The following is a 17,637-nucleotide window of genomic DNA, read 5'->3' as shown; positions in this document are numbered from 1 at the left end:
GGATCAGCATAGCAAGCGATCCGCACCCCAAGGGCAACTGCGACCTGCTTCAGCGCTTGCGCAGCCCGTGGGGGGTGAGTTTCACCAGACCCGTGCCCGACGCCGGGCGGGGCACGTCCTTCACGCCGGCGGCCTCCAGGGCCTGGGCCAGGCGCTCCAGATCCTCCTGCATGCGGTTCAGGCGGTCCCTCAGGGTGAGCACCACCTCCACGCCGGCCAGGTTCACCCCCAGGTCGCGGGTCAGGTTGAGGATGAACTCCAGGCGCTCCAGGTCCTCGTCGCTGTACAGGCGGGTCTTGCCTTCGGTGCGGCTGGGCGCGAGCAGGCCCTCCCGCTCGTAGAGCCTCAGGGTCTGGGGGTGCACGCCGTAGCGCATGGACACCACGCCGATCATGTAGGCGCCGAGCCTTGGGTCCTTAGCCATGATGCTGCCCTCGCTGCTTGTGCACGTCCGCATCGTTCAGCTCCGCCAGCTCGCGGAGGAGCTCCTTGCTGCGCTCATCCTGGATCTGGGGCGTCACCACGGCGACTTCCGCGATGAGGTCGCCCCGCTGGCTGCCCCTGGGGATGGGCATGCCCTGGCCCTTGAGGCGCAGCCGGGCCCCGGTCTGGGTGCCCGGGGGGACCTTGATGGTCTGGTGGCCTTCGGGCGTGGGCACCTCCACCTTGGCGCCCAGGGCGGCCTCGGAGAAGCTGACGGGCAGCTTCACGTAGAGGTTCGGGCCCTTGCGCTCGAAGCGGGCATCGGGCTCCATGCTGATCTGCAGGTAGAGGTCGCCCGGTCCGCCGCCGCGGCGGCCCGCCTCGCCCTTGCCCGCCACGCGCAGCCGCGCGCCATCCTCCACGCCCGGGGGGATGGCGATGGTGACGGTCTCCTGGCGGGGATGCCGGCCGGCGCCGCCGCACTCGGAGCAGACCGGCGCGCGCGTGCCCCGGCCCTGGCAGTCGGGGCAGGTGCGGCCGAAGGACAGGAAGCCGGAACCGCCGCCCACCTTGCCCTTGCCGTGGCAGGTGCGGCACAGCTCCTGTTTCTTGGCGGCCTCGCCAGTGCCGCGGCAGGCCATGCAGGGCTCGGAGCGGTTCACGCGCAGGCTCAGGCGCGTGCCCTCGAAGGCCTCCCGGAAGCCCAGGCGCACGGAGTGGACCAGGTCCTCGCCGCGCTCGGGCCCGTGCCGCATGGGCCGGCCCCCGAACCCCGCGAAGATGTCCTCGATGGAAATGCCTCCGCCCTGCTCGAAGCCCGGGGGGACCTGGGCGCCGGGGCCGTTGGGATCGCCGTAGGTGTCGTAGTTCTTCCGCTTCTCGGCGTCCGACAGCACCTCGTTGGCCTCGGTGAGCTTCTTGAACTCCGCTTCCGCCTTGGCGTCGCCGGGGTTCAGATCCGGATGGTGCTTCCGCGCCAGCTTCCGGTACGCCTTCTTGATGTCCTCCTCCGAGGCCGTTCGGGGGACGCCCAGGATCTTGTAGTAGTCGGGGTGGGACATGGGTTTAGTCTAAGGCACTAAGATTTGATTCGCGAAAAAAAGGGAGAGGCCGGATTCCCTCCATCCGCAGTTGTTGATCCGAGGTTCCCGGCTCGGATTGCTGCGCGGATGGGCGACACGACCTGCGAAAGACGGACGCAGGGCGGACCATCGCAGTCGGAGGTTCCGGGCCTGTGGGTTCAGCGGGGCCGGGGCGTGAACGGACTGGGAATTAACGGGACGACTCGTGGACACCCAGGATCAGGATGGCCACCACTTCATGATTCCGCATGAGGCAGACCCCGCGGGGGATCTTGCGAAAGGTCAGCACAGTCCCGGCCGGTGGCACAGAACCGTACGTGGGTTCCTTGGAGCGATACTTCGCACTCAACGGGGTCCACCGATGGCCGTACGGGTCGTCTGGATCCAGATGGACCAGCGATTCGGGTGCCTTGGATTGGATGAACCCCTTCTGGTCTGTCCAACTGAGGACCTCATCTCCCGCTTGGTACAGGGACCGAAATTCGAGGAAGGCCGCGTGTCGAGCGTCAGACGCTTTCACCTCGGCCTCGAGTTCTTCCCATTTGACATCCGGCTTGATGGGCTGACACACCACGTATTGCGGAAACTCCCGGAGGAAGGGTTTTTCGTCTTTCTTCATCACGTACATCTGGCTTGAGGCGGCTTCTGAGCCCGTTGGATCGGGGCGCTTGCAAGAAGGCAGCAGAACAACGCTGAGTGCAAGAAAGGTGATTCGGGCTCTCGGTTGCATGCACGACCTCCCCGTATTATATGGTTTTGATGGTGCCATTATTGCCCATATATCGAAGAGCTCAAGGACAACCTGGGACACCAGATTCTTGCTGGGTCCTGGCACCACGTGCGGCGACTCGGCGGTCGGCTACACGTTAGCCGCCTGCTTGCGCTACAACCTGTCAAATACCGGAATCCGGGCTCCGCAGAACCTCTGCGCAAGGGCCGGGGAGGCTGCGCTGCACAGCCCCCCCGGACAGAATCAACTCACCACTTCAGCGTCAATGACGTTGTCGTCGCCCTTCTTGTCGCCGGGCTGGGCGCCGGGCGCGCCGGGGGTGGCCCCGCCGTCCTGGGGAGGCTCCTGCTTGTAGAGGCTTTCCGCCAGCTTGTGGCTCTTGGCGGTGAGCCCCTCCAGGGCCTTCTTGATGCGCTCCTGGTCCAGGCTGGCCAGGGCGGCCTTGGCCTCGACGATGGCCTCCTCGGCCTCCTTCTTGTCGGCCTCGGGCAGCTTGTCGCCGCTGTCCTTCAGGAGCTTCTCCACCTGGTAGACCATCTGGTCGAGGTGGTTCTTCTCCTCCAGCAGGGCCTTGCGGGCCTCGTCGTCGGCCTTGTGGGCCTCGGCGTCCTTCACCTTGGCGTCGATCTCCTCCTTGGAGAGGCCGGTGCTGCCCGTCAGCGTGATGCTGGCGTCCTTGCCCGTGCCCTTGTCCTTGGCCGTGACGTGGACGATGCCGTTGGCGTCGATGTCGAAGGTGACCTCGATCTGCGGCATGCCGCGCGGCGCGGGCGCGATGTTGCCGAGGTGGAACTGGCCCAGCAGCTTGTTGCCCTCCACCACGGGGCGCTCACCCTGGAACACTTCGATGTCCACGCCGGGCTGGTTGTCCACGGCGGTGGTGTAGATCTCGCTGCGCTTGGTGGGGATGGTGGTGTTGCGCGGGATGATGACGCTCATCTGGCCGCCGTTGGCGTTGATGCCCAGGCTGAGCGGCGTCACGTCCAGGAGCAGCACGCCCTTCACGTCGCCCGCCAGCACGCCCGCCTGCACGGCGGCGCCCAGGGCCACGACCTCGTCGGGGTTCACGCTGTGGTTGGGGTCCTTGCCGAAGATCTGCTTCACCAGCTCCAGCACCCGGGGGATGCGGGTGGAGCCGCCCACCATGATCACTTCGTCGATCTCGTGGTGGGCCAGCTTGGCGTCCTTCACCGCGTTCTCGCAGGGGCCCTTGAGCTTCTGCAGGATGGGCTCGATCATCAACTCGAACTTGGCGCGGGAGAGCGTCTGGTTGACGTGCTTGGGGCCGCTGGCGTCCGCCGTGATGTAGGGCAGGCTGATGTCGGTCTGGGTGGTGCTGGAGAGCTCGATCTTGGCCTTCTCGGCGGCCTCCTTGAGGCGCTGCATGGCGTCGGCCTGCTTGCGGAGGTCGATGCCCTCGGCCTTCTGGAACTCGTCCGCCAGCCAATCGATGATGGCCTGGTCCACGTTGTCGCCGCCCAGGTGCGTGTCGCCGTTGGTGGACTTCACCTCGACCACGCCTTCGGAGACTTCGAGGATGCTGATGTCGAAGGTGCCGCCGCCGAAGTCGAACACGGCGATGGTGCCGTCCTTCTTCTTGTCCAGGCCGTAGGCCAGGGCCGCGGCCGTGGGCTCGTTGACGATGCGCTTCACATCCAGGCCCGCGATGGCGCCGGCGTCCTTGGTGGCCTGCCGCTGGGCGTCGTTGAAGTAGGCGGGCACGGTGATGACGGCCTCGGTGACCTTCTCGCCCAGGTAGGCCTCGGCGGCCTCCTTCATCTTGGTCAGCACCGCGGCGCTGATCTCCTCGGGGCTGAGGTGCTTGCCGTTCACCACCACGGCGCAGCCGCCCTTGTCGGCGCGCTCCACCGTGTAGGGGACGAGCTTCTGCTCCTTGTCGGAGTCGGCGTAGGGGAGGCCCATGAACCGCTTGATGGAATAGATGGTGCTCTTGGGCTGGGCCACGGCCTGGCGCTTGGCCGGGGCGCCCACCAGCCGCTCGCTGGTCTTGGGGTTGAAGCCCACCACGGAGGGCGTGGTGTCCGCACCCTCGGGGTTCGGGATCACCTTGGGCTGCCCGCCTTCCATGACGGCCACGCAGCTGTTGGTGGTGCCGAGGTCAATGCCGATGATCTTGCCCATGGGGTCGCTCCTTCTGAGGGTGGCTGTGGGGGACAGGCCGGGCGGCGCCCACCCTGTCCCTCTAGGATAGAGGAAAGAAGTCCCTCGTCAATACGATCTTCTATTTTTGACTCATATTTTCTTCGTGATTGAATAAAATCCATCGGGAGATATGCTGACATCATGACGCTTCGCCCCTGCCCCACCTGCCGCACCCCCACCTCCTGGGAGGGGAACCCCTTCAAGCCCTTCTGCTCGGAGCGCTGCCGGCTCCGCGATCTGGGGGCCTGGGCCACCGAGAGCTACCGCATCCCGGAAAAGCCCCAGGAGGAAGACGGCGAAGGCTGGAGCGGCGAGGGCGAGGGCGACTGATCCAGCCTCAGGCCAGGGCCCGGGCCCGGATCTCCTCCAGGCTGGCGGGCGCCGGATGCAGGTCCCGACTGCGCCCCGCGTGCAGCACCTGGCCGGGCACATCGTGGCCCACCAGCTCCGGCAGGCTGCGGGCGGCCGCAAGGAGCCGCGGCAGGTCCACGGCCACCGGGAGGCCCATGGCCTGGAACATGTGGACCAGGTCCTCGGTGCAGACGTTCCCCGTGGCGCCGGGGGCATAGGGGCAGCCCCCCAGCCCGCCCAGGGAGGCGTCGAAGCACACCACCCCCGCTTCCGCGGCGGCCAGGGCATTCGCCAGCCCCATGCCCCGGGTGTTATGGAGGTGGACCGTCAGCTCGGCCTCCGGGAACCGCGCCCGGAAGGCCCCGCAGAGGGCGGCCACCTGGCCGGGATGGGCCATGCCCGTGGTGTCGCAGAGGGTGATGCCCGCCACGCCCCGGGCCAGGAACCGCTCGGCGAGGCCCAGCACCGTGGCTTCGGGAACCGCGCCCTCCATGGGGCAGCCGAAACTGGTGGAGATCGACACGCTCAGGCCCGCGCCAGTTCCCCTGGCCAGGTCCACCACCTCCAGGAGCCGCGCCGCGGACTGCTCCCGGGTCATGCGGAGGTTGAGCAGGTTGTGGGTCTCGCTGGCAGACATCACCAGGTTCAGCTCGTCCGTCCCCGCGGCGAGGGCCCGCTCGGCGCCCCGCGCGTTCGGCACCAGGGCCGTGTAGACCACGCCAGGGACGCGGCGGATCCCGCGCATGACCTCGTCGGCGTCCGCCAGGGCGGGGATGGCCTTGGGCGAGGTGAAGGAGGTGACCTCGATCTTCGCCAGGCCGCAGAGGCTCAGGGCGTCGATCAGCTCGATCTTGTCGGCCGTGGGGACGAAGCGATCCTCGATCTGGAGCCCGTCGCGGGGTCCCACTTCCTGGATGAACAGCTGCTGGGACGAGCGTGTCTCGAACATCGGATCCTCCTCAGATCACGCCCTTGGCGCGCAGTTCCGTCATGGCTGAGTCCGACACGCCCGCCCGGCGCAGCACGGCCTCCGTATCGGCCCCCAGGGCCGGCGCGGGGCGTTCCACCCGGCCCGGCGTGAGGCTCAGCTTGGGCACGATGCCGGGGACCTCGAGGGACTGGCCGTCGGGCAGGCGGGCCTGGAGGATCATGTCCCGGGACCGGTAATGCGGATCCTCGGCAATGTCCCGGGCGTTGTAGATGCGCCCCGCGGGCACCCGGGCCTCGTCCAGGGCCGCGAGCACCTCGTCGAGCGACCGCGTGGCCGACCAGGCGCCGATGGCCGCATCCAGCTCCGCGGCCCGGGCGGCGCGACCCTCGTTGCCCGCCAGCCCGGGATCCTCGGCCAGATCCTCCCGGCCGATGCGGACCATCAGGCGCTTGAAGATGCCGTCGCCGTTGCCCGCGATGAGGGCGAAGCCGCCGTCCGCGCAGCGGTAGGCGTTGGTGGGTGCGATGCCCGGCAGGGCGCTGCCCGAGGGCTCCCGCACCACGCCGAAGGCGCTGTACTCGGGCAGCAGGCTCTCCATCATGTGGAAGACGGCCTCGTAGAGAGCCACGTCGATGACCTGCCCCTCGCCGCCATTCGCCTTGCGGTGGTAGAGCGCCAGCAGCACGCCGAGGGCGCCGTGCAGGCCCGCCAGGGAGTCGCCGATGGACACGCCCACCCGCACGGGCGTGCGGCCGGGCTCGGCCGTGAGGTGACGCAGGCCGCCCATGGCCTCACCGATGACGCCGAAGCCCGGGCGGTCGCGGTAGGGCCCCGTCTGGCCGTAGCCGGAGATCCGCAGCATCACGAGGCCGGGGTTGAGGGCGTGCAGCTCCTCCCAGCCCAGGCCCCAGCCTTCGAGGGTGCCCGGGCGGAAGTTCTCGATGAGGACGTCCGCCTCCTTCGCCAGGTCGCGGACGATGGCCTGGGCCTCGGGCTGCCGCAGGTCCAGGGCCACGGACTGTTTGTTGCGCGACTGCACCTGCCACCAGACGGAGGTGCCATCCTTCAGCAGGCGCCACTTGCGCAGGGGGTCGCCCGCGCCCGGCGGCTCGATCTTGACGACCTCGGCCCCGAACTCGCCGAGGATCTTGGCCGCGAAGGGTCCGGCGATGAGCTGGCCCAGTTCGAGGACGCGGATGCCGCTGAGGACGGAGGGCTGCATGGAGGACTCGTGAGAGGGGCGGGGTCTAGACCACGCCGAGGATGCCGAGGAGCGCGCCAGCGGCCAGGAGCCAGAGCACGTGGAGCCGCGTGCGCCAGATCAGCAGCGCCGTGGTGGCGGTGAGCAGCCACAGGGGCCAGCCCCGGCCGCCCGCCTGGGAGGCGCGGGCGAGGATCCAGCCGGTGGCCAGCATGAGGCCGATGACGACGGGGGCCATCCCCTGCTTGAAGGCCCGCACCGCCCGGAGGTGCCGGTTCCGGTGCCCCCACTGGGAGGCCAGGTGCGTGACGACGGTGCTGGGCAGGAGGATGCCCGTGAGGGATAGGACCACCCCGGCCAGCGCCAGCAGCGGCCCGCCGGAGTTCATGCCCAGGTTCCAGCCCAGGAGGGCCACGAAGAGGATGTTCGGGCCCGGCGCGGCCTGCGCGAGCGTGATGGAACTGCTGAACTGGGTCTCGCTGAGCCACCGCTGCTGGAGCACCAGGTAGCGGTGCATCTCCGGCGCCGTGGTGAGGGCGCCGCCCACGGACAGCAGCGAGAGCAGGAGGAAGTGGCCGAGCAGCTGCAGCCAGTCCCACCCATGGAGGGCGAGCGGTCCCGGGCCGGCCATCACGGATCCAGCCGGGCGTAGGTGGCCGCACACGCGACGGTGCCGAGTCCGAGCAGGATGAAGGGCATGGGCCAGTGCAGCAGCGCCACCCCTCCGAAAGCGCCCACGGCCAGGGCCCCGCAGGTGGCCCCGCCGAGGGGATGGGCCCGCAGCGCCCCGAAGAGGCGCAGGCCCGCCGCCAGGATCAGCCCCGCGGCCACGGCGCCCATCCCGCGCAGGGCCCGGGCCACGGCGGGATGCCCGCCGAACCGGCCGTAGGCCAGGGCCAGCAGCAGGACCAGCCCCAGCGGCAGCGCGAGCATCCCGGCCATGGCGGCGAGGGCGCCGCGCCAGCCGAAGCGCCGGCCGCCGATGACCAGCGAGAGGTTCATGACGTTGGGGCCGGGCATGATCTGGGCCACGGCCCATTCCTCGACGAAGGCGGCCTGGGTGAGCCACCGCTTCCGCTCGACCAGCTCCCGGTGCGCCACGGCCATCACGCCGCCGAAGCCCTGCACGGCCAGCCAGGTGAAGGTGAGGAAGAGGTCCGTCAGGGACCGGGGCCCTGGTTGATCCTCGGGGAGGGTCTCGCGTTCGGTCATGGTCATCCGCTGGGAACAGGAAGCGTGAGAGGGACCCGCGCCAGACGGGCCCCTCTCGGTGACTGCAACCTACCAGAGGTGCAGCACCTTCCACCAGGCACCGCCGACGACCACCCAGATGAGGATGTTCACGACGCTGACCATGAAGCCGAGGCGCCACCAGGTGCCGATGGGCACGTAGCCCAGACCGAACATGGCCGGGGCGGGGCCCGTGCCGTAGTGGGTCATGCTGGCGTGCAGGTTGGAGAAGAAGCACAGCACGAGCGCGGCGAGCATGGGCGGCGCGCCGAGCGTGATGGCCACGCCGAGGAAGGCCGCATACATGGCGCCGGCGTGGGCCGTCATGCTGGCGAAGAAGTAGTGGGCGTAGAAGTAGGTCACGGCCAGGACCAGGAACCCGAACTGCCAGCTGTGGCCCGCCATGGAGGCGCCCACCACCTTGCTGAACCAGGGGATCATGCCCAGCTTGTTGAGGAAGCCCGCCATCATGATCAGACCACCGGTCCAGATGAGCACGTCCCAGGCATTGTGCTCCTCCAGGACGTCCTTCCAGGTCAGCACGCCCGTGAGCAGCAGCAGGGCCAGGCCCAGCAGAGCCGCGGTGGTGCCGTCGATGCCGAAGGTCTTCTCGCCGATGACCCAGAGCACCAGCACGAATCCGAACACGGCAACCATCAGCCACTCGGCCATGGAAGGCCGGCCCATCTCCTTCAGCTTGGCCGTGGCCATCTCCACCGCCTCGGGCGTTTCGGTGATCTCGGGCTTGTAGAGCTTGTAGAAGAAGAAGGGAATCACCAGCAGGCCCACGAGGCCAGGGACGATGGCGGCCACGAACCAGCTGTTCCAGGTGATGTTGATGCCGAAGTCCGCGGCGAACTTCTGGGTCATGGGGTTGGCGGCCATGGCCGTGAGGAACATGGCGCTGACGATGAGGTCCAGGTTGAAGCAGGTCATGGTGAGGTAGGCGCCGATCTTGCGGGCGGTGCCGTCCTCGGGGTTGCTGCCGTAGGCCCGGGCCAGGGAGCGCATGATGGGCATGATGATGCCGGCGGTGCGGGCGGTGTTGCTGGGCACCACGGGTGCCAGCACGAACTCGGTGGCGGCGAAGCCGTAGGCCAGGCCCAGGGTGCGCTTGCCCAGCAGGCGCATGAAGAAGTAGGCGATGCGCGTGCCCAGGCCCGTCTTGATGAAGCCCCGGGCGAACATGAAGGCCACGATGATGAGCCAGAGCGTCTTCTCGGCGAAGCCGCTGAGACTGTCGCCGATGGGCAGGGTCCCCGTGATGGCCGTGAGGCCCACGCCCACCATGGCCACGGCGCCCATGGGCAGCGGCCTCAGGATGATGCCGAGGATGGTGGCCACGAAGATGGCGAAGAGGTGCAGCCCGCGGATCCAGTCCGCCTGGCGGACCTTCTCGGCCTCGGCTTTTGCCTTGGCGTCCGCTTCCGCCTTCACCTTGGCCTCGGCGTCCGCCTTGGCCTTGGCGGCGGCTTCGAACTTGAGCTTGGCTTCGGCCTCGATGCGCTGGACCTCGAGCTCCCTGGCGCTCGGCTTCTTGGCCGCGGCCGCCGGCTTGGGCTCAGCCTTGGGCTCGGCCGTCCTGGCCTCCACGGGCTTGGGCTTGTCGGCGGGCTTGGCCGCCTTCTCGCCGGGCTTCGCGGCCTTGTCGCCGGGTTTGGCCTTGGCCGCGGCGGCGCCCGCGAACAACTTCGCGTCGGGAATCCGGGCGATCTTCGGCAGGCCGAAGTAGAGGAGACATCCGACGGCTAGGGTGACCAGGAGCTGCATGGGCTTGGCGCCCTGCCAGCCGCGGCCCTTGGGATCTGGGTTCGACATGTTGCTGCCCGCGAGAAAGGGCCGGAGGTCCGGCGCCGGGTTTGGGGATCGGTGGTGCAGTAGGTGCGCTGAGGTGGGCGCCCCCGGTGGCGGGGAACTCGCCGGACCCGGCAGGGCCGGGCCCGGCGGCCGGCAGGGTCCCCGTCATGGGACCCTGCCTCCCCCTGCCATCTAGAGCGCGGAGATCCGCAGGCCGAGGCCGTACTCGGCCTGGCCCTGGCGGGTGTTGATGTAGTAGGCGTCCTTCAGCTTCATGTAGTCGTAGACGGCGTAGGCCTCGATCTTCTTGTTCAGGTGGCGCCGCACAGCGGCGTAGATGGAGTCCTTGCCGCCCATGGTGTAGAAGGCGGCGTTGGCACCGTTGGTGAAGGCATTGGGGATGCCGCCCGTGGCCGTGGCCATGCCCGCGTTCTCGACCCGGATGGACTGGAGACCGGCATACAGGGTCCACTTCGGGTTCAGCTTGTACGAACCGGACAAGGTGTAGGCATTGTCGGAGCGGTCCGGGTGGCCCGTACCCTGCTCGGCGGTGTAGTGGAAGTAGCCCGCATTGATCTTCAGGGCGGGGGTCAGGTTGACATTGCCTCCGAAGGACATGGACTTCTGGGTGTAGCCGGTGGAGGCCGTGGCGAAGGTGGCGCTGGTGGCGGTGCTGCCGGCATTGTTGGCCTGGGTGTAGAAGCCGGACAGGTGCCAGGTGCGGGCGTTCCAGCCCAGGGCGAAGGAGGCGGTGGAGTTGCGGACCGAGGTGTTGGGTTCGTAGTTCAGGTCGAAGGCCGCGCCGAGGCACAGGCCCTCCTCGTTCGCCTTCTTCCACACGATGCCCTTGTCCATGCGGGTCTGGGCGGGGCCGCCGTTGACGGGGCTGACACTGACGCCGCCGGCGTAGTAGACCAGGGACTTGAAGTTGGAGTTGTTGGTCCAGCCGCCCTCGTCGTAGTTCACTTCCGCGTGGTTGAAGGGGTCGCAGTAGATCACGGCGAAGTCCCGGGCCAGGGTGTTCTGGCGGCCGATGGTGATCTTGCCGAAGGACTTGCCGCTGATGCCCACCCAGGCATCGCGGTTGAACAGGGCGTTGCTCTTGCCCTGCTCACCGTCGTAGAGGAAGTACTCGCTCTCCAGCTTGTAGATGATGTCCAGTCCGTCGACGTTGGTCTTGAGCAGGCCCTTCAGGCCCCACCGGTTCCCGCTGAAGAAGGGCTCGCCGATGTCCACCTTGGTCCGGCCATCGGCGGTGGCGTTGGACTTGCCCACCAGGGTCAGGTCGATCAGAACATAGGGGGTCAGGCCCTCGGGGAAGGCCAGGGCGGGGCCCTCGGCCTTGGTGCTGCCCTTCTTCTCCAGTTCGGCGATGCGCGCGTTCTGCCGGGCCAGCTCGGCCTGAACGTCGACCTCCTGGGCGGGGAGGAGGGTGGCCGCGATCAGGCAGGCCAGAGTGCGGAGGTGCATGGGGACTCCTTGGTGTGGGGGATGGGTACAGCGGGATCGAGAGGGATGGGCAGCCGGAGGCCGCCTCCCGGGGGAGGGATCGGGGCGAAGCGGGATGGTTCACTGGAAATCTAGGAGCCCAACCTTTCAGCCCGCTTTCAGCGGCTCCGGATGTGCGTACGGTCACGCGGGACCTCCGACCCGCCCCGGTGCGATCATCCTGGAAGACCCATGAACCCGGTCCGGAGCCGCCATGACGCGTCCATCCAGATCCCTTGCTCTTGCCGCTGTCCTGCTGGCGGGAGCCGCTTGGCCCGGCCGCGCCGCCGAGCGCATCGTCCTGATGGTGGGCGGCATCGAGAAGATCATCTATCTGCCCGTGAAGCTGGCCCAGCAGCTGGGCTACTTCGAACAGGAAGGCCTGACGGTGGAGGTCCGCAGCGAATGGGCGGGCGTCCGCGGGGTGGACATGCTCCTCGTGGGCGGGGCCCAGGGCGTGGTCGGGTTCTACGATCACACCGTCTACATGCAGACCCAGGGCAAGGCCGTGGTGTCGGTGGTCCAGTTCTCGCAGGCTCCCGGCGAAGTGGAACTGGTGTCCTCCCGTCTGCCCAGGGTGCGCACCATGGCCGACCTCGGCGGCCAGACCCTCGGCGTCACCGGGCTCGGCTCGTCCACCCAGTTCCTCTCCCGCTACCTCGCCCTGTCGGCGGGGCTGCGGCTGAACCAGGTGACCTTCAAGCCCGTGGGCACGGGCGATTCGTTCATCGAGGCGATGGCAGGCGGGGCCATCGGCGCCGGCATGACCACCGAACCCACGGCCTCGCGGCTGCTCGCCAGCGGCAGGGCGCGGGTGCTGGTGGACCTCCGCACGCCGGAAGACACGGCCAGGGCGCTGGGTGGCCCCTATCCGGCCTCCTGCCTCTACATGCAGACGGCCTGGGTGAACCGCCACAAGCCCGAGGTGCAGAAGCTCGTCAACGCGCTGGTGAAGGCCCTCCGCTACATCCAGGGCCACACGGCGGCCGAGCTCGCGGCTCATGTCCCCGCCGACTACTACGGCCAGGATAAGGCCATCTACATCAAGGCCCTGGCGCGCAGCAAACCCATCTTCATCCCGGACGGGCGGATGCCCGCCAACGGCCCCGCCAATGTCCTCCGCATCCTGACCCACACGGAGCGCTCCCTGCAGGGGAAGGCCGTGGATCTCGCCAGCACCTACACCCTGGAATTCGTGAACGCCGTCAAGTGACCCTCCCCGGAACCCACTGCCCATGAAACTCCTGCTGGTCGAGGACAACCGCGCCCTCTCCGAGTGGCTGGCCCGGACCCTGCGGGCGGACAAGTACACGGTGGAGTGCGCCCTGGACGGCCTGGAGGCGGATGGACTCCTCCGTACGGAGGTCTACGACCTGGTGGTCCTGGACCTGGCCCTCCCCGGCCTGGATGGCCGGGAGGTCCTCAAGCGCCTCCGGAGCCGGCGCAATGCCGTGCCGGTGCTGATCCTCACGGCCTTCGACGCCACCCGGGACCGGGTGGAGGGCCTCGATTTCGGGGCAGACGACTACATGGTCAAGCCCTTTGAAGTGCATGAGCTGGAGGCCCGCATCCGGGCCCTGCTCCGGCGCGTCAACCAGCAGAAGGACCCGGTGTTCGCCTGCGGCTCCCTGGTCTACGACAGCAACCGCCGCGAGTTCACCCTGGCGGGCGCGCCCCTGGCCGTGACGCCCCGGGAGCACGCCGTGCTGGAGGTGCTGATGATGAAGGCCGGGAAGACGGTGAGCAAGAAGGCCCTCGCCGAGAGCCTGTACTCCCTGGACCAGGACGTGAATCCGGACGCCATCGAGATCTACGTCCACCGGCTCCGCCGCAAGCTCGAACCCGGCGACGCGGTGATCGTGACGCTCCGGGGCCTCGGCTACCTTCTGAAGCCACGCCATGACGCCTAAGAGGTCGTACTCCAAGTCCACCCTCAGCCTCCGGGCCCGCCTGCTGCTGTGGCTGCTGGTGCCCCTGGGCGTCCTCGCCCTCGCGAACCTCGCCCTGGCCCGGCGGGAGGCCCGGTACACGGCCGACATGGTGCAGGACCGCCTGCTGCTCGGCTCCGCGCGCATCATCGCGCAGCAGATCCAGTTCGAGGATGGCCTCCTCGACGTGGCCATCCCCCCGGCGGCGCTCGAACTGTTCCAGTCCAGGGCCCAGGACCGGGTGTACTACCGCATCGCCTCGCCCAGGGGCGTGCTCCTCTCGGGTTATGCGGAGCTGCCGTCCCCGGCCGAGGCGCCCCGGCCCGAGGAGTCGGTGTACTTCCAGGCGGAGGTCCGGGGCGAACCCGTCCGGGTGGTGGCCTACGCCCAGCCTGTGTTCGCAGCTCCCGCGGAGGGCCCGGTGATCATCGAGGTGGCCCAGACCCTCCAGGACCACGACCAGCTGGTCCGCAAGCTCTGGACCACCACCCTGCGCCAGGACCTGTGGACGCTGGCCCTCGCCGGCCTCCTGATCTGGTTCGCCCTGCGCCGGGGCCTGAAGGACATCCTCCGGCTCCGGGACGAGGTGGGCCGGCGCACGCCCGGCTCCCTCGAACCGCTGCAGGCCGGTCCCATGCCCCAGGAGCTCCAGCCCCTGGTCGGGGCCCTCAACGGCTACATCCAGCGCCTGGACGCCCAGATGGCGGTCCGCAGCCGCTTCATCGCCAACGCCTCCCACCAGCTCCGCACCCCCTTCGCCGTACTCCAGACCCAGGCCAGCCACGGCCTTCGCAGCGCCGATCCCGCCCTCAAGGACGAAGCCCTGGGGGCCATGGCCGACGGCGTGCGCCAGGGCACCCGCCTGGTGAACCAGCTGCTCACCCTGTCCCGGGCCGAGGCCGGGACCCTGGCCCACCGCTCCGGCGAGCGGGTGGACCTCGCGGACCTCGCCCAGCGCGTGCTCGAGGAGCAGGCGACCCTGGCCCAGTCGCGGAACATCGACCTCGGCTTCGACCGCCCGGAGGGGCCCCTGACTCTGGCCGCCCCGTCCGCCATGCTCCACGAGCTGGTGGCCAACCTCGTGGACAACGCCCTCTGCTACACGCCCCCCGGCGGCCGGGTCACGCTCTCGCTCCGGACGGCGGAGGGGGGTCCTGTCCTGACCGTCGAGGACAATGGGCCGGGCATCCCCCCCGCCGACCGCCTCCGGGTGTTCGAGCGGTTCTGCCGGCTCGGCAGCGACGACACGCCCGGGTGCGGCCTGGGCCTGTCCATCGTCCAGGAAGTGGCCCGCGCCCTGGGCGCCGAGGTCCGGCTGGGGGATCCCGACGCGGGCCCCGGCCTGGTCGTCACGGTGGCCTTCCCGGCCGGGCTGGCCGGATAGCCGGGGTCCGTGCCCTACTTCGCCTGGTGGACCTTCTTCACCATGTAGCGGGGCCGGTCACGCACCTCCTGGTAGATGCGGCCGATGTACTCGCCCAGCAGGCCGAAGGCGATGAACTGGCAGCCCACGAAGAAGAAGAGGATGGCGAACAGGGTGAACACGCCCTGGGCCGTGCCTTCCGGGTGCAGGAAGCGGTAGATCACCAGGCCCAGGAAGAGGATGAACCCGAAGCCCGCCGTGATGACACCGAACACGCTGAGGGCCTGGAGGGGAATCAGGCTGAAGCTGGTGAGCAGGTCGAACTGCAGGTTGATGAGCTTCCAGAGGCCGTACTTGCTCTCGCCGGCGGCCCGCTCCGCGTGGGCCACGGGCACTTCGGTGATGCGCTTGGCGAAGCTGTTGGCCAGCGCGGGGATGAAGCTCGAGCGCTCCTTGCAGAGCAGCATGGCGTCCACCACTTCGCGACTGTAGGCCCGCAGCATGCAGCCGTAGTCGTGGAGCTTCACGCCGGTGGTCTTGCGGGTGACGGCATTGACGATCTTGCTCGGCATGGTCCGGAAGAAGCTGTCGTTCTCCTGCCGGCCCTGGCGCCAGCCGCCCACCACGTCGTAGCCCTCCTCCACCTTGGCCACGAGCTTGGGGATCTCCTCGGGAGGGTTCTGGAGGTCGGCATCCAGGGTGACCACGATCCGGCCCTGCACCTCGGCGAAGGCCCCGAAGATGGCGCTGTGCTGGCCGTAGTTCCGGTTGAACTCCACCACCTTCACGCGGGGTTCCGTCTTGGCGATGTCCACCAGCATGGCCAGGCTGCGGTCCCGGCTGCCGTCATCCGTGAGGACGACCTCCCAGGGCTTCGCGGGGTCTGCGAAGTGCTCCGCCAGCACCTTGGACAGGCGCGCCCACAGCGTGGGGATGTTCTCCTCCTCGTTGTAGATGGGGATGACGATGCTCAGATAGGGGTCCATGGGCGCTCCAACCCCTCATTCTAGTAGGATCAACAGGTTGCTGGAGTTTCCCATGCCCGAGCCCAAGATCCTGCTGGTGGAAGACGAGCTCAGCCTCGCGGAGGGCATCAAGCTCAACCTGGAGATGGAGGGCCTCGCCTGCACCTGGATCCCCCGGGGCGACCAGGCCCTCAAGCAGATCCTGGCGGAGACCTTCGACCTGGTGATCCTCGACGTGATGCTGCCGGGCATGGACGGCTTCACCATCTGCGAGAAGGTGCGGGAGGCCAAGAACTTCACCCCGGTCCTCTTCCTCACCGCCAAAAACACGGATGACGACCGGGTGCACGGCTTCGAGACCGGCGCCGACGACTACCTGGGCAAGCCCTTCCAGGTGAGGGAGCTGCTCCTGCGGGTGCGGGCCATCCTCCGGCGCGAGGCGTGGTACCGGGGCCGGGAGATGAGCAGCCGGCAGGCCTACGGCTCCCACTGGGTGGACTTCGACAACTACTGCGGCGAGGGTCCCAACGGCCCCTTCCAGCTGGGCATGAAGGAATGCATGATCCTCCGGCTGCTCATGGAGCGGCCGGGCCAGGTGGTGAGCCGCACGGACATCCTGGACAAGGTGTGGGGCGAGGACGCCTATCCCACCAGCCGCACCGTCGACAACTTCATCGTCCGCATCCGGCGGGTGATGGAGCAGGATCCCCACCATCCCCGCTGGGTCCACACCATCCGCAGCGTGGGCTACCAGTTCGACCCGGAAGGGAAGCAGCGCAAGGGCGAGGAATAGAAAAACGGGGCGCATCGCGCCCCGTTTTTCCGGGAAAAAGAGCTACTTGGCGTCGAACTCGCGGCTGCGGGCCAGCGTCTCGAAGGTGGTCATCTGCTCGGCGAGGCTGGCGGCAGGGGCACCCTGCTTGACGTTGGACAGCACCTGGCGCTTCTCCTCGCCCTTGCTGAACTTGCTTTCCGCCATCACGGGCTCCAGCACCGGCAGCAGGGCCAGCTCGCCCGCAGGGCCTTCAGGGGCCTTGGAGGTGGCGATGTCATTGGCGTGGGCCAGCAGGGCGGTACCGGGCGCGGTGCCGAGCCGGCGCAGGTCCAGCCAGCCGAAGCCGGGATCGCGCAGCAGGTCGAGATCCTCGTTCTCGAGCCAGATGAGCAGGGCATTCAGGGCCTTGGTCTGCGCGGGATCCGGCACGCTGCGCAGCTTCTTCTCGCCCTTGACCTCCACCTCCTGGCGGGTGTTGTCGACCCAGGCCTGGGCCCGCTTCACCCACAGGGCGGTGATGGCCTTCTGGTTGGCGAAGCCCTCGGGTGCTTTCGGCCCCTTGGCGGCCTTGGCCTTCTTGCCCTTGGCGGGCGGCTCGGGCGCGGCCCAGGTGGGGGCGGTGGCGTCGACCTTCGCATCGAAGAGCAGGCCCTTGAGCTTGAGCAGCCGGGGCTCCAGGCCCTTGGTGCCGCTCTTGGCGGCGGCCCGGGCCGCCATCTGGAGGTCCTTCCAAGACCCCTCCAGCAGGAGTTTCTTCCCCTCGGCGTCGTAGAGGCCGTGGTTGGCGTGCACCTTCGTCAGATAGGCCTCCACGGCCGGCAGCGCGGCCTGGGCCTTTTCCGGGAGCTCGGCCTTGGCCTTCACCAGGGTCTCCAGCGCATCCCGCACTTCCACCGCCTTGGGGTGGCTGCGGTAGTAGCCCAACTCATGAGCGGAGAGGGCGGCCCGGTGCAGGGTGTAGGCCAGCTTCCGCTGGCTGGGACGGAGCTGATCGAAGGCCTTCGCCTCGGGCTGCGGCGCCACGGGCGCCTCGGCCTTCACCTCCACGGGCTTGGGCTCGGGCGCCTGGGGTGGCGCGGGAGCGGGTGTCGGCTCGGGGGCCGGCGCGGGGGCGGGTGCGGGCGGAGGTACGGGAGGGGGTGTCTGGGCCAGGAGGCCCGATCCCACGATGACTGCCAAAACCCAGCGGCGCTGCATAGGAGGCTCCTCG

General features: G+C 68.7%; 17 protein-coding genes. 5 read left to right on the top strand and 12 right to left on the bottom strand.

What is annotated here, in order from left to right; genetic code table 11:
• Positions 1–49 precede the first annotated feature (49 nt).
• The 4 genes from MLE43_RS05975 to dnaK all read right to left on the bottom strand — a co-directional run bounded on the left by MLE43_RS05975 (position 50) and on the right by dnaK (position 4,377).
• Complete coding sequence (locus MLE43_RS05975; protein WP_243302562.1) at positions 50–424, bottom strand: MerR family transcriptional regulator; 375 nt, start codon at positions 422–424, stop codon at positions 50–52.
• Positions 417–1,484, bottom strand: a complete 1,068-nt coding sequence (gene dnaJ, locus MLE43_RS05970; RefSeq protein ID WP_243302561.1) for a molecular chaperone DnaJ — start codon at positions 1,482–1,484, stop codon at positions 417–419. The genes MLE43_RS05975 and dnaJ overlap by 8 nt, the downstream gene beginning before the upstream one ends.
• A 211-nt stretch (positions 1,485–1,695) precedes the next feature.
• Positions 1,696–2,235 carry a hypothetical protein gene (locus MLE43_RS05965; protein ID WP_243302560.1) on the bottom strand — a complete coding sequence of 180 codons (540 nt, stop codon included), beginning with the start codon at positions 2,233–2,235 and terminating at the stop codon, positions 1,696–1,698.
• A gap of 243 nt (positions 2,236–2,478) precedes the next feature.
• Positions 2,479–4,377 (bottom strand): molecular chaperone DnaK, encoded by a 1,899-nt coding sequence (dnaK, locus tag MLE43_RS05960; RefSeq protein WP_243302559.1) that lies wholly within the window; start codon positions 4,375–4,377, stop codon positions 2,479–2,481.
• 162 nt (positions 4,378–4,539) lie between these two features.
• On the opposite strand from dnaK, the gene MLE43_RS05955 reads away from it, so the two are divergent.
• Positions 4,540–4,728 carry a DNA gyrase inhibitor YacG gene (locus MLE43_RS05955; RefSeq protein WP_243302558.1) on the top strand — a complete coding sequence of 63 codons (189 nt, stop codon included), beginning with the start codon at positions 4,540–4,542 and terminating at the stop codon, positions 4,726–4,728.
• A 7-nt stretch (positions 4,729–4,735) separates the two neighbouring features.
• Here MLE43_RS05955 and MLE43_RS05950 read toward each other — a convergent pair whose 3' ends face one another.
• From MLE43_RS05950 to MLE43_RS05925, 6 genes are all read right to left on the bottom strand, one after another.
• Positions 4,736–5,698 carry a hydroxymethylglutaryl-CoA lyase gene (locus tag MLE43_RS05950; protein ID WP_243302557.1) on the bottom strand — a complete coding sequence of 321 codons (963 nt, stop codon included), beginning with the start codon at positions 5,696–5,698 and terminating at the stop codon, positions 4,736–4,738.
• Between the two features lie 10 nt (positions 5,699–5,708).
• Positions 5,709–6,902 (bottom strand): CaiB/BaiF CoA transferase family protein, encoded by a 1,194-nt coding sequence (locus tag MLE43_RS05945; protein WP_243302556.1) that lies wholly within the window; start codon positions 6,900–6,902, stop codon positions 5,709–5,711.
• Positions 6,903–6,927: 25 nt separating this feature from the next.
• Complete coding sequence (locus MLE43_RS05940; protein WP_243302555.1) at positions 6,928–7,512, bottom strand: chromate transporter; 585 nt, start codon at positions 7,510–7,512, stop codon at positions 6,928–6,930.
• Positions 7,512–8,093 (bottom strand): chromate transporter, encoded by a 582-nt coding sequence (locus tag MLE43_RS05935; protein WP_243302554.1) that lies wholly within the window; start codon positions 8,091–8,093, stop codon positions 7,512–7,514. Before MLE43_RS05935 ends, MLE43_RS05940 begins: the two co-directional genes overlap by 1 nt.
• A gap of 69 nt (positions 8,094–8,162) precedes the next feature.
• Positions 8,163–9,929, bottom strand: coding sequence for an anion permease (locus tag MLE43_RS05930; RefSeq protein ID WP_243302553.1), 1,767 nt, complete (start codon positions 9,927–9,929; stop codon positions 8,163–8,165).
• 171 nt (positions 9,930–10,100) lie between these two features.
• Positions 10,101–11,378 carry a porin gene (locus MLE43_RS05925; RefSeq protein WP_243302552.1) on the bottom strand — a complete coding sequence of 426 codons (1,278 nt, stop codon included), beginning with the start codon at positions 11,376–11,378 and terminating at the stop codon, positions 10,101–10,103.
• A 232-nt stretch (positions 11,379–11,610) separates the two neighbouring features.
• Here MLE43_RS05925 and MLE43_RS05920 point away from each other — a divergent pair, with 232 nt between their 5' ends.
• From MLE43_RS05920 to MLE43_RS05910, 3 genes are read left to right on the top strand one after another with little or no spacing between them, the layout of a single operon-like run.
• Positions 11,611–12,609 (top strand): ABC transporter substrate-binding protein, encoded by a 999-nt coding sequence (locus MLE43_RS05920; protein ID WP_243302551.1) that lies wholly within the window; start codon positions 11,611–11,613, stop codon positions 12,607–12,609.
• 22 nt (positions 12,610–12,631) lie between these two features.
• Positions 12,632–13,306 carry a response regulator gene (locus MLE43_RS05915; protein ID WP_243302550.1) on the top strand — a complete coding sequence of 225 codons (675 nt, stop codon included), beginning with the start codon at positions 12,632–12,634 and terminating at the stop codon, positions 13,304–13,306.
• Positions 13,296–14,708, top strand: coding sequence for a sensor histidine kinase (locus tag MLE43_RS05910; RefSeq protein ID WP_243302549.1), 1,413 nt, complete (start codon positions 13,296–13,298; stop codon positions 14,706–14,708). Before MLE43_RS05915 ends, MLE43_RS05910 begins: the two co-directional genes overlap by 11 nt.
• A 14-nt stretch (positions 14,709–14,722) precedes the next feature.
• On the opposite strand, the gene MLE43_RS05905 is transcribed toward MLE43_RS05910, so the two are convergent.
• Complete coding sequence (locus MLE43_RS05905) at positions 14,723–15,673, bottom strand: glycosyltransferase (protein WP_243302548.1); 951 nt, start codon at positions 15,671–15,673, stop codon at positions 14,723–14,725.
• Positions 15,674–15,725: 52 nt separating this feature from the next.
• On the opposite strand from MLE43_RS05905, the gene MLE43_RS05900 reads away from it, so the two are divergent.
• Entirely contained in the window at positions 15,726–16,445 is a 720-nt protein-coding gene (locus MLE43_RS05900) for a response regulator transcription factor (protein WP_243302547.1), read from the top strand.
• A 42-nt stretch (positions 16,446–16,487) separates the two neighbouring features.
• Here MLE43_RS05900 and MLE43_RS05895 read toward each other — a convergent pair whose 3' ends face one another.
• Entirely contained in the window at positions 16,488–17,624 is a 1,137-nt protein-coding gene (locus tag MLE43_RS05895) for a hypothetical protein (protein ID WP_243302546.1), read from the bottom strand.
• Between the last annotated feature and the right edge of the window lie 13 nt (positions 17,625–17,637).

This window comes from Geothrix oryzisoli (assembly GCF_022808865.1).
GTDB classification, from domain to species: domain Bacteria; phylum Acidobacteriota; class Holophagae; order Holophagales; family Holophagaceae; genus Geothrix; species Geothrix oryzisoli.
Note: the sequence above shows the minus strand (reverse complement) of the source record. Positions and strands in the feature narration are given on the sequence as shown.

Bases quoted from the DNA above. Each gene is read 5' to 3' on its own strand.
- MLE43_RS05920 (WP_243302551.1), top strand. From the start codon at position 11,611: ATGACGCGTCCATCCAGATCCCTTGCTCTTGCCGCTGTCCTGCTGGCG.
- MLE43_RS05895 (WP_243302546.1), bottom strand. From the start codon at position 17,624: ATGCAGCGCCGCTGGGTTTTGGCAGTCATCGTGGGATCGGGCCTCCTG.
- dnaJ (WP_243302561.1), bottom strand. From the start codon at position 1,484: ATGTCCCACCCCGACTACTACAAGATCCTGGGCGTCCCCCGAACGGCC.
- MLE43_RS05905 (WP_243302548.1), bottom strand. From the start codon at position 15,673: ATGGACCCCTATCTGAGCATCGTCATCCCCATCTACAACGAGGAGGAG.
- MLE43_RS05955 (WP_243302558.1), top strand. From the start codon at position 4,540: ATGACGCTTCGCCCCTGCCCCACCTGCCGCACCCCCACCTCCTGGGAG.
- MLE43_RS05950 (WP_243302557.1), bottom strand. From the start codon at position 5,698: ATGTTCGAGACACGCTCGTCCCAGCAGCTGTTCATCCAGGAAGTGGGA.
- dnaK (WP_243302559.1), bottom strand. From the start codon at position 4,377: ATGGGCAAGATCATCGGCATTGACCTCGGCACCACCAACAGCTGCGTG.
- MLE43_RS05965 (WP_243302560.1), bottom strand. From the start codon at position 2,235: ATGCAACCGAGAGCCCGAATCACCTTTCTTGCACTCAGCGTTGTTCTG.
- MLE43_RS05910 (WP_243302549.1), top strand. From the start codon at position 13,296: ATGACGCCTAAGAGGTCGTACTCCAAGTCCACCCTCAGCCTCCGGGCC.
- MLE43_RS05945 (WP_243302556.1), bottom strand. From the start codon at position 6,902: ATGCAGCCCTCCGTCCTCAGCGGCATCCGCGTCCTCGAACTGGGCCAG.
- MLE43_RS05915 (WP_243302550.1), top strand. From the start codon at position 12,632: ATGAAACTCCTGCTGGTCGAGGACAACCGCGCCCTCTCCGAGTGGCTG.
- MLE43_RS05940 (WP_243302555.1), bottom strand. From the start codon at position 7,512: ATGGCCGGCCCGGGACCGCTCGCCCTCCATGGGTGGGACTGGCTGCAG.
- MLE43_RS05930 (WP_243302553.1), bottom strand. From the start codon at position 9,929: ATGTCGAACCCAGATCCCAAGGGCCGCGGCTGGCAGGGCGCCAAGCCC.
- MLE43_RS05975 (WP_243302562.1), bottom strand. From the start codon at position 424: ATGGCTAAGGACCCAAGGCTCGGCGCCTACATGATCGGCGTGGTGTCC.
- MLE43_RS05900 (WP_243302547.1), top strand. From the start codon at position 15,726: ATGCCCGAGCCCAAGATCCTGCTGGTGGAAGACGAGCTCAGCCTCGCG.
- MLE43_RS05925 (WP_243302552.1), bottom strand. From the start codon at position 11,378: ATGCACCTCCGCACTCTGGCCTGCCTGATCGCGGCCACCCTCCTCCCC.
- MLE43_RS05935 (WP_243302554.1), bottom strand. From the start codon at position 8,093: ATGACCGAACGCGAGACCCTCCCCGAGGATCAACCAGGGCCCCGGTCC.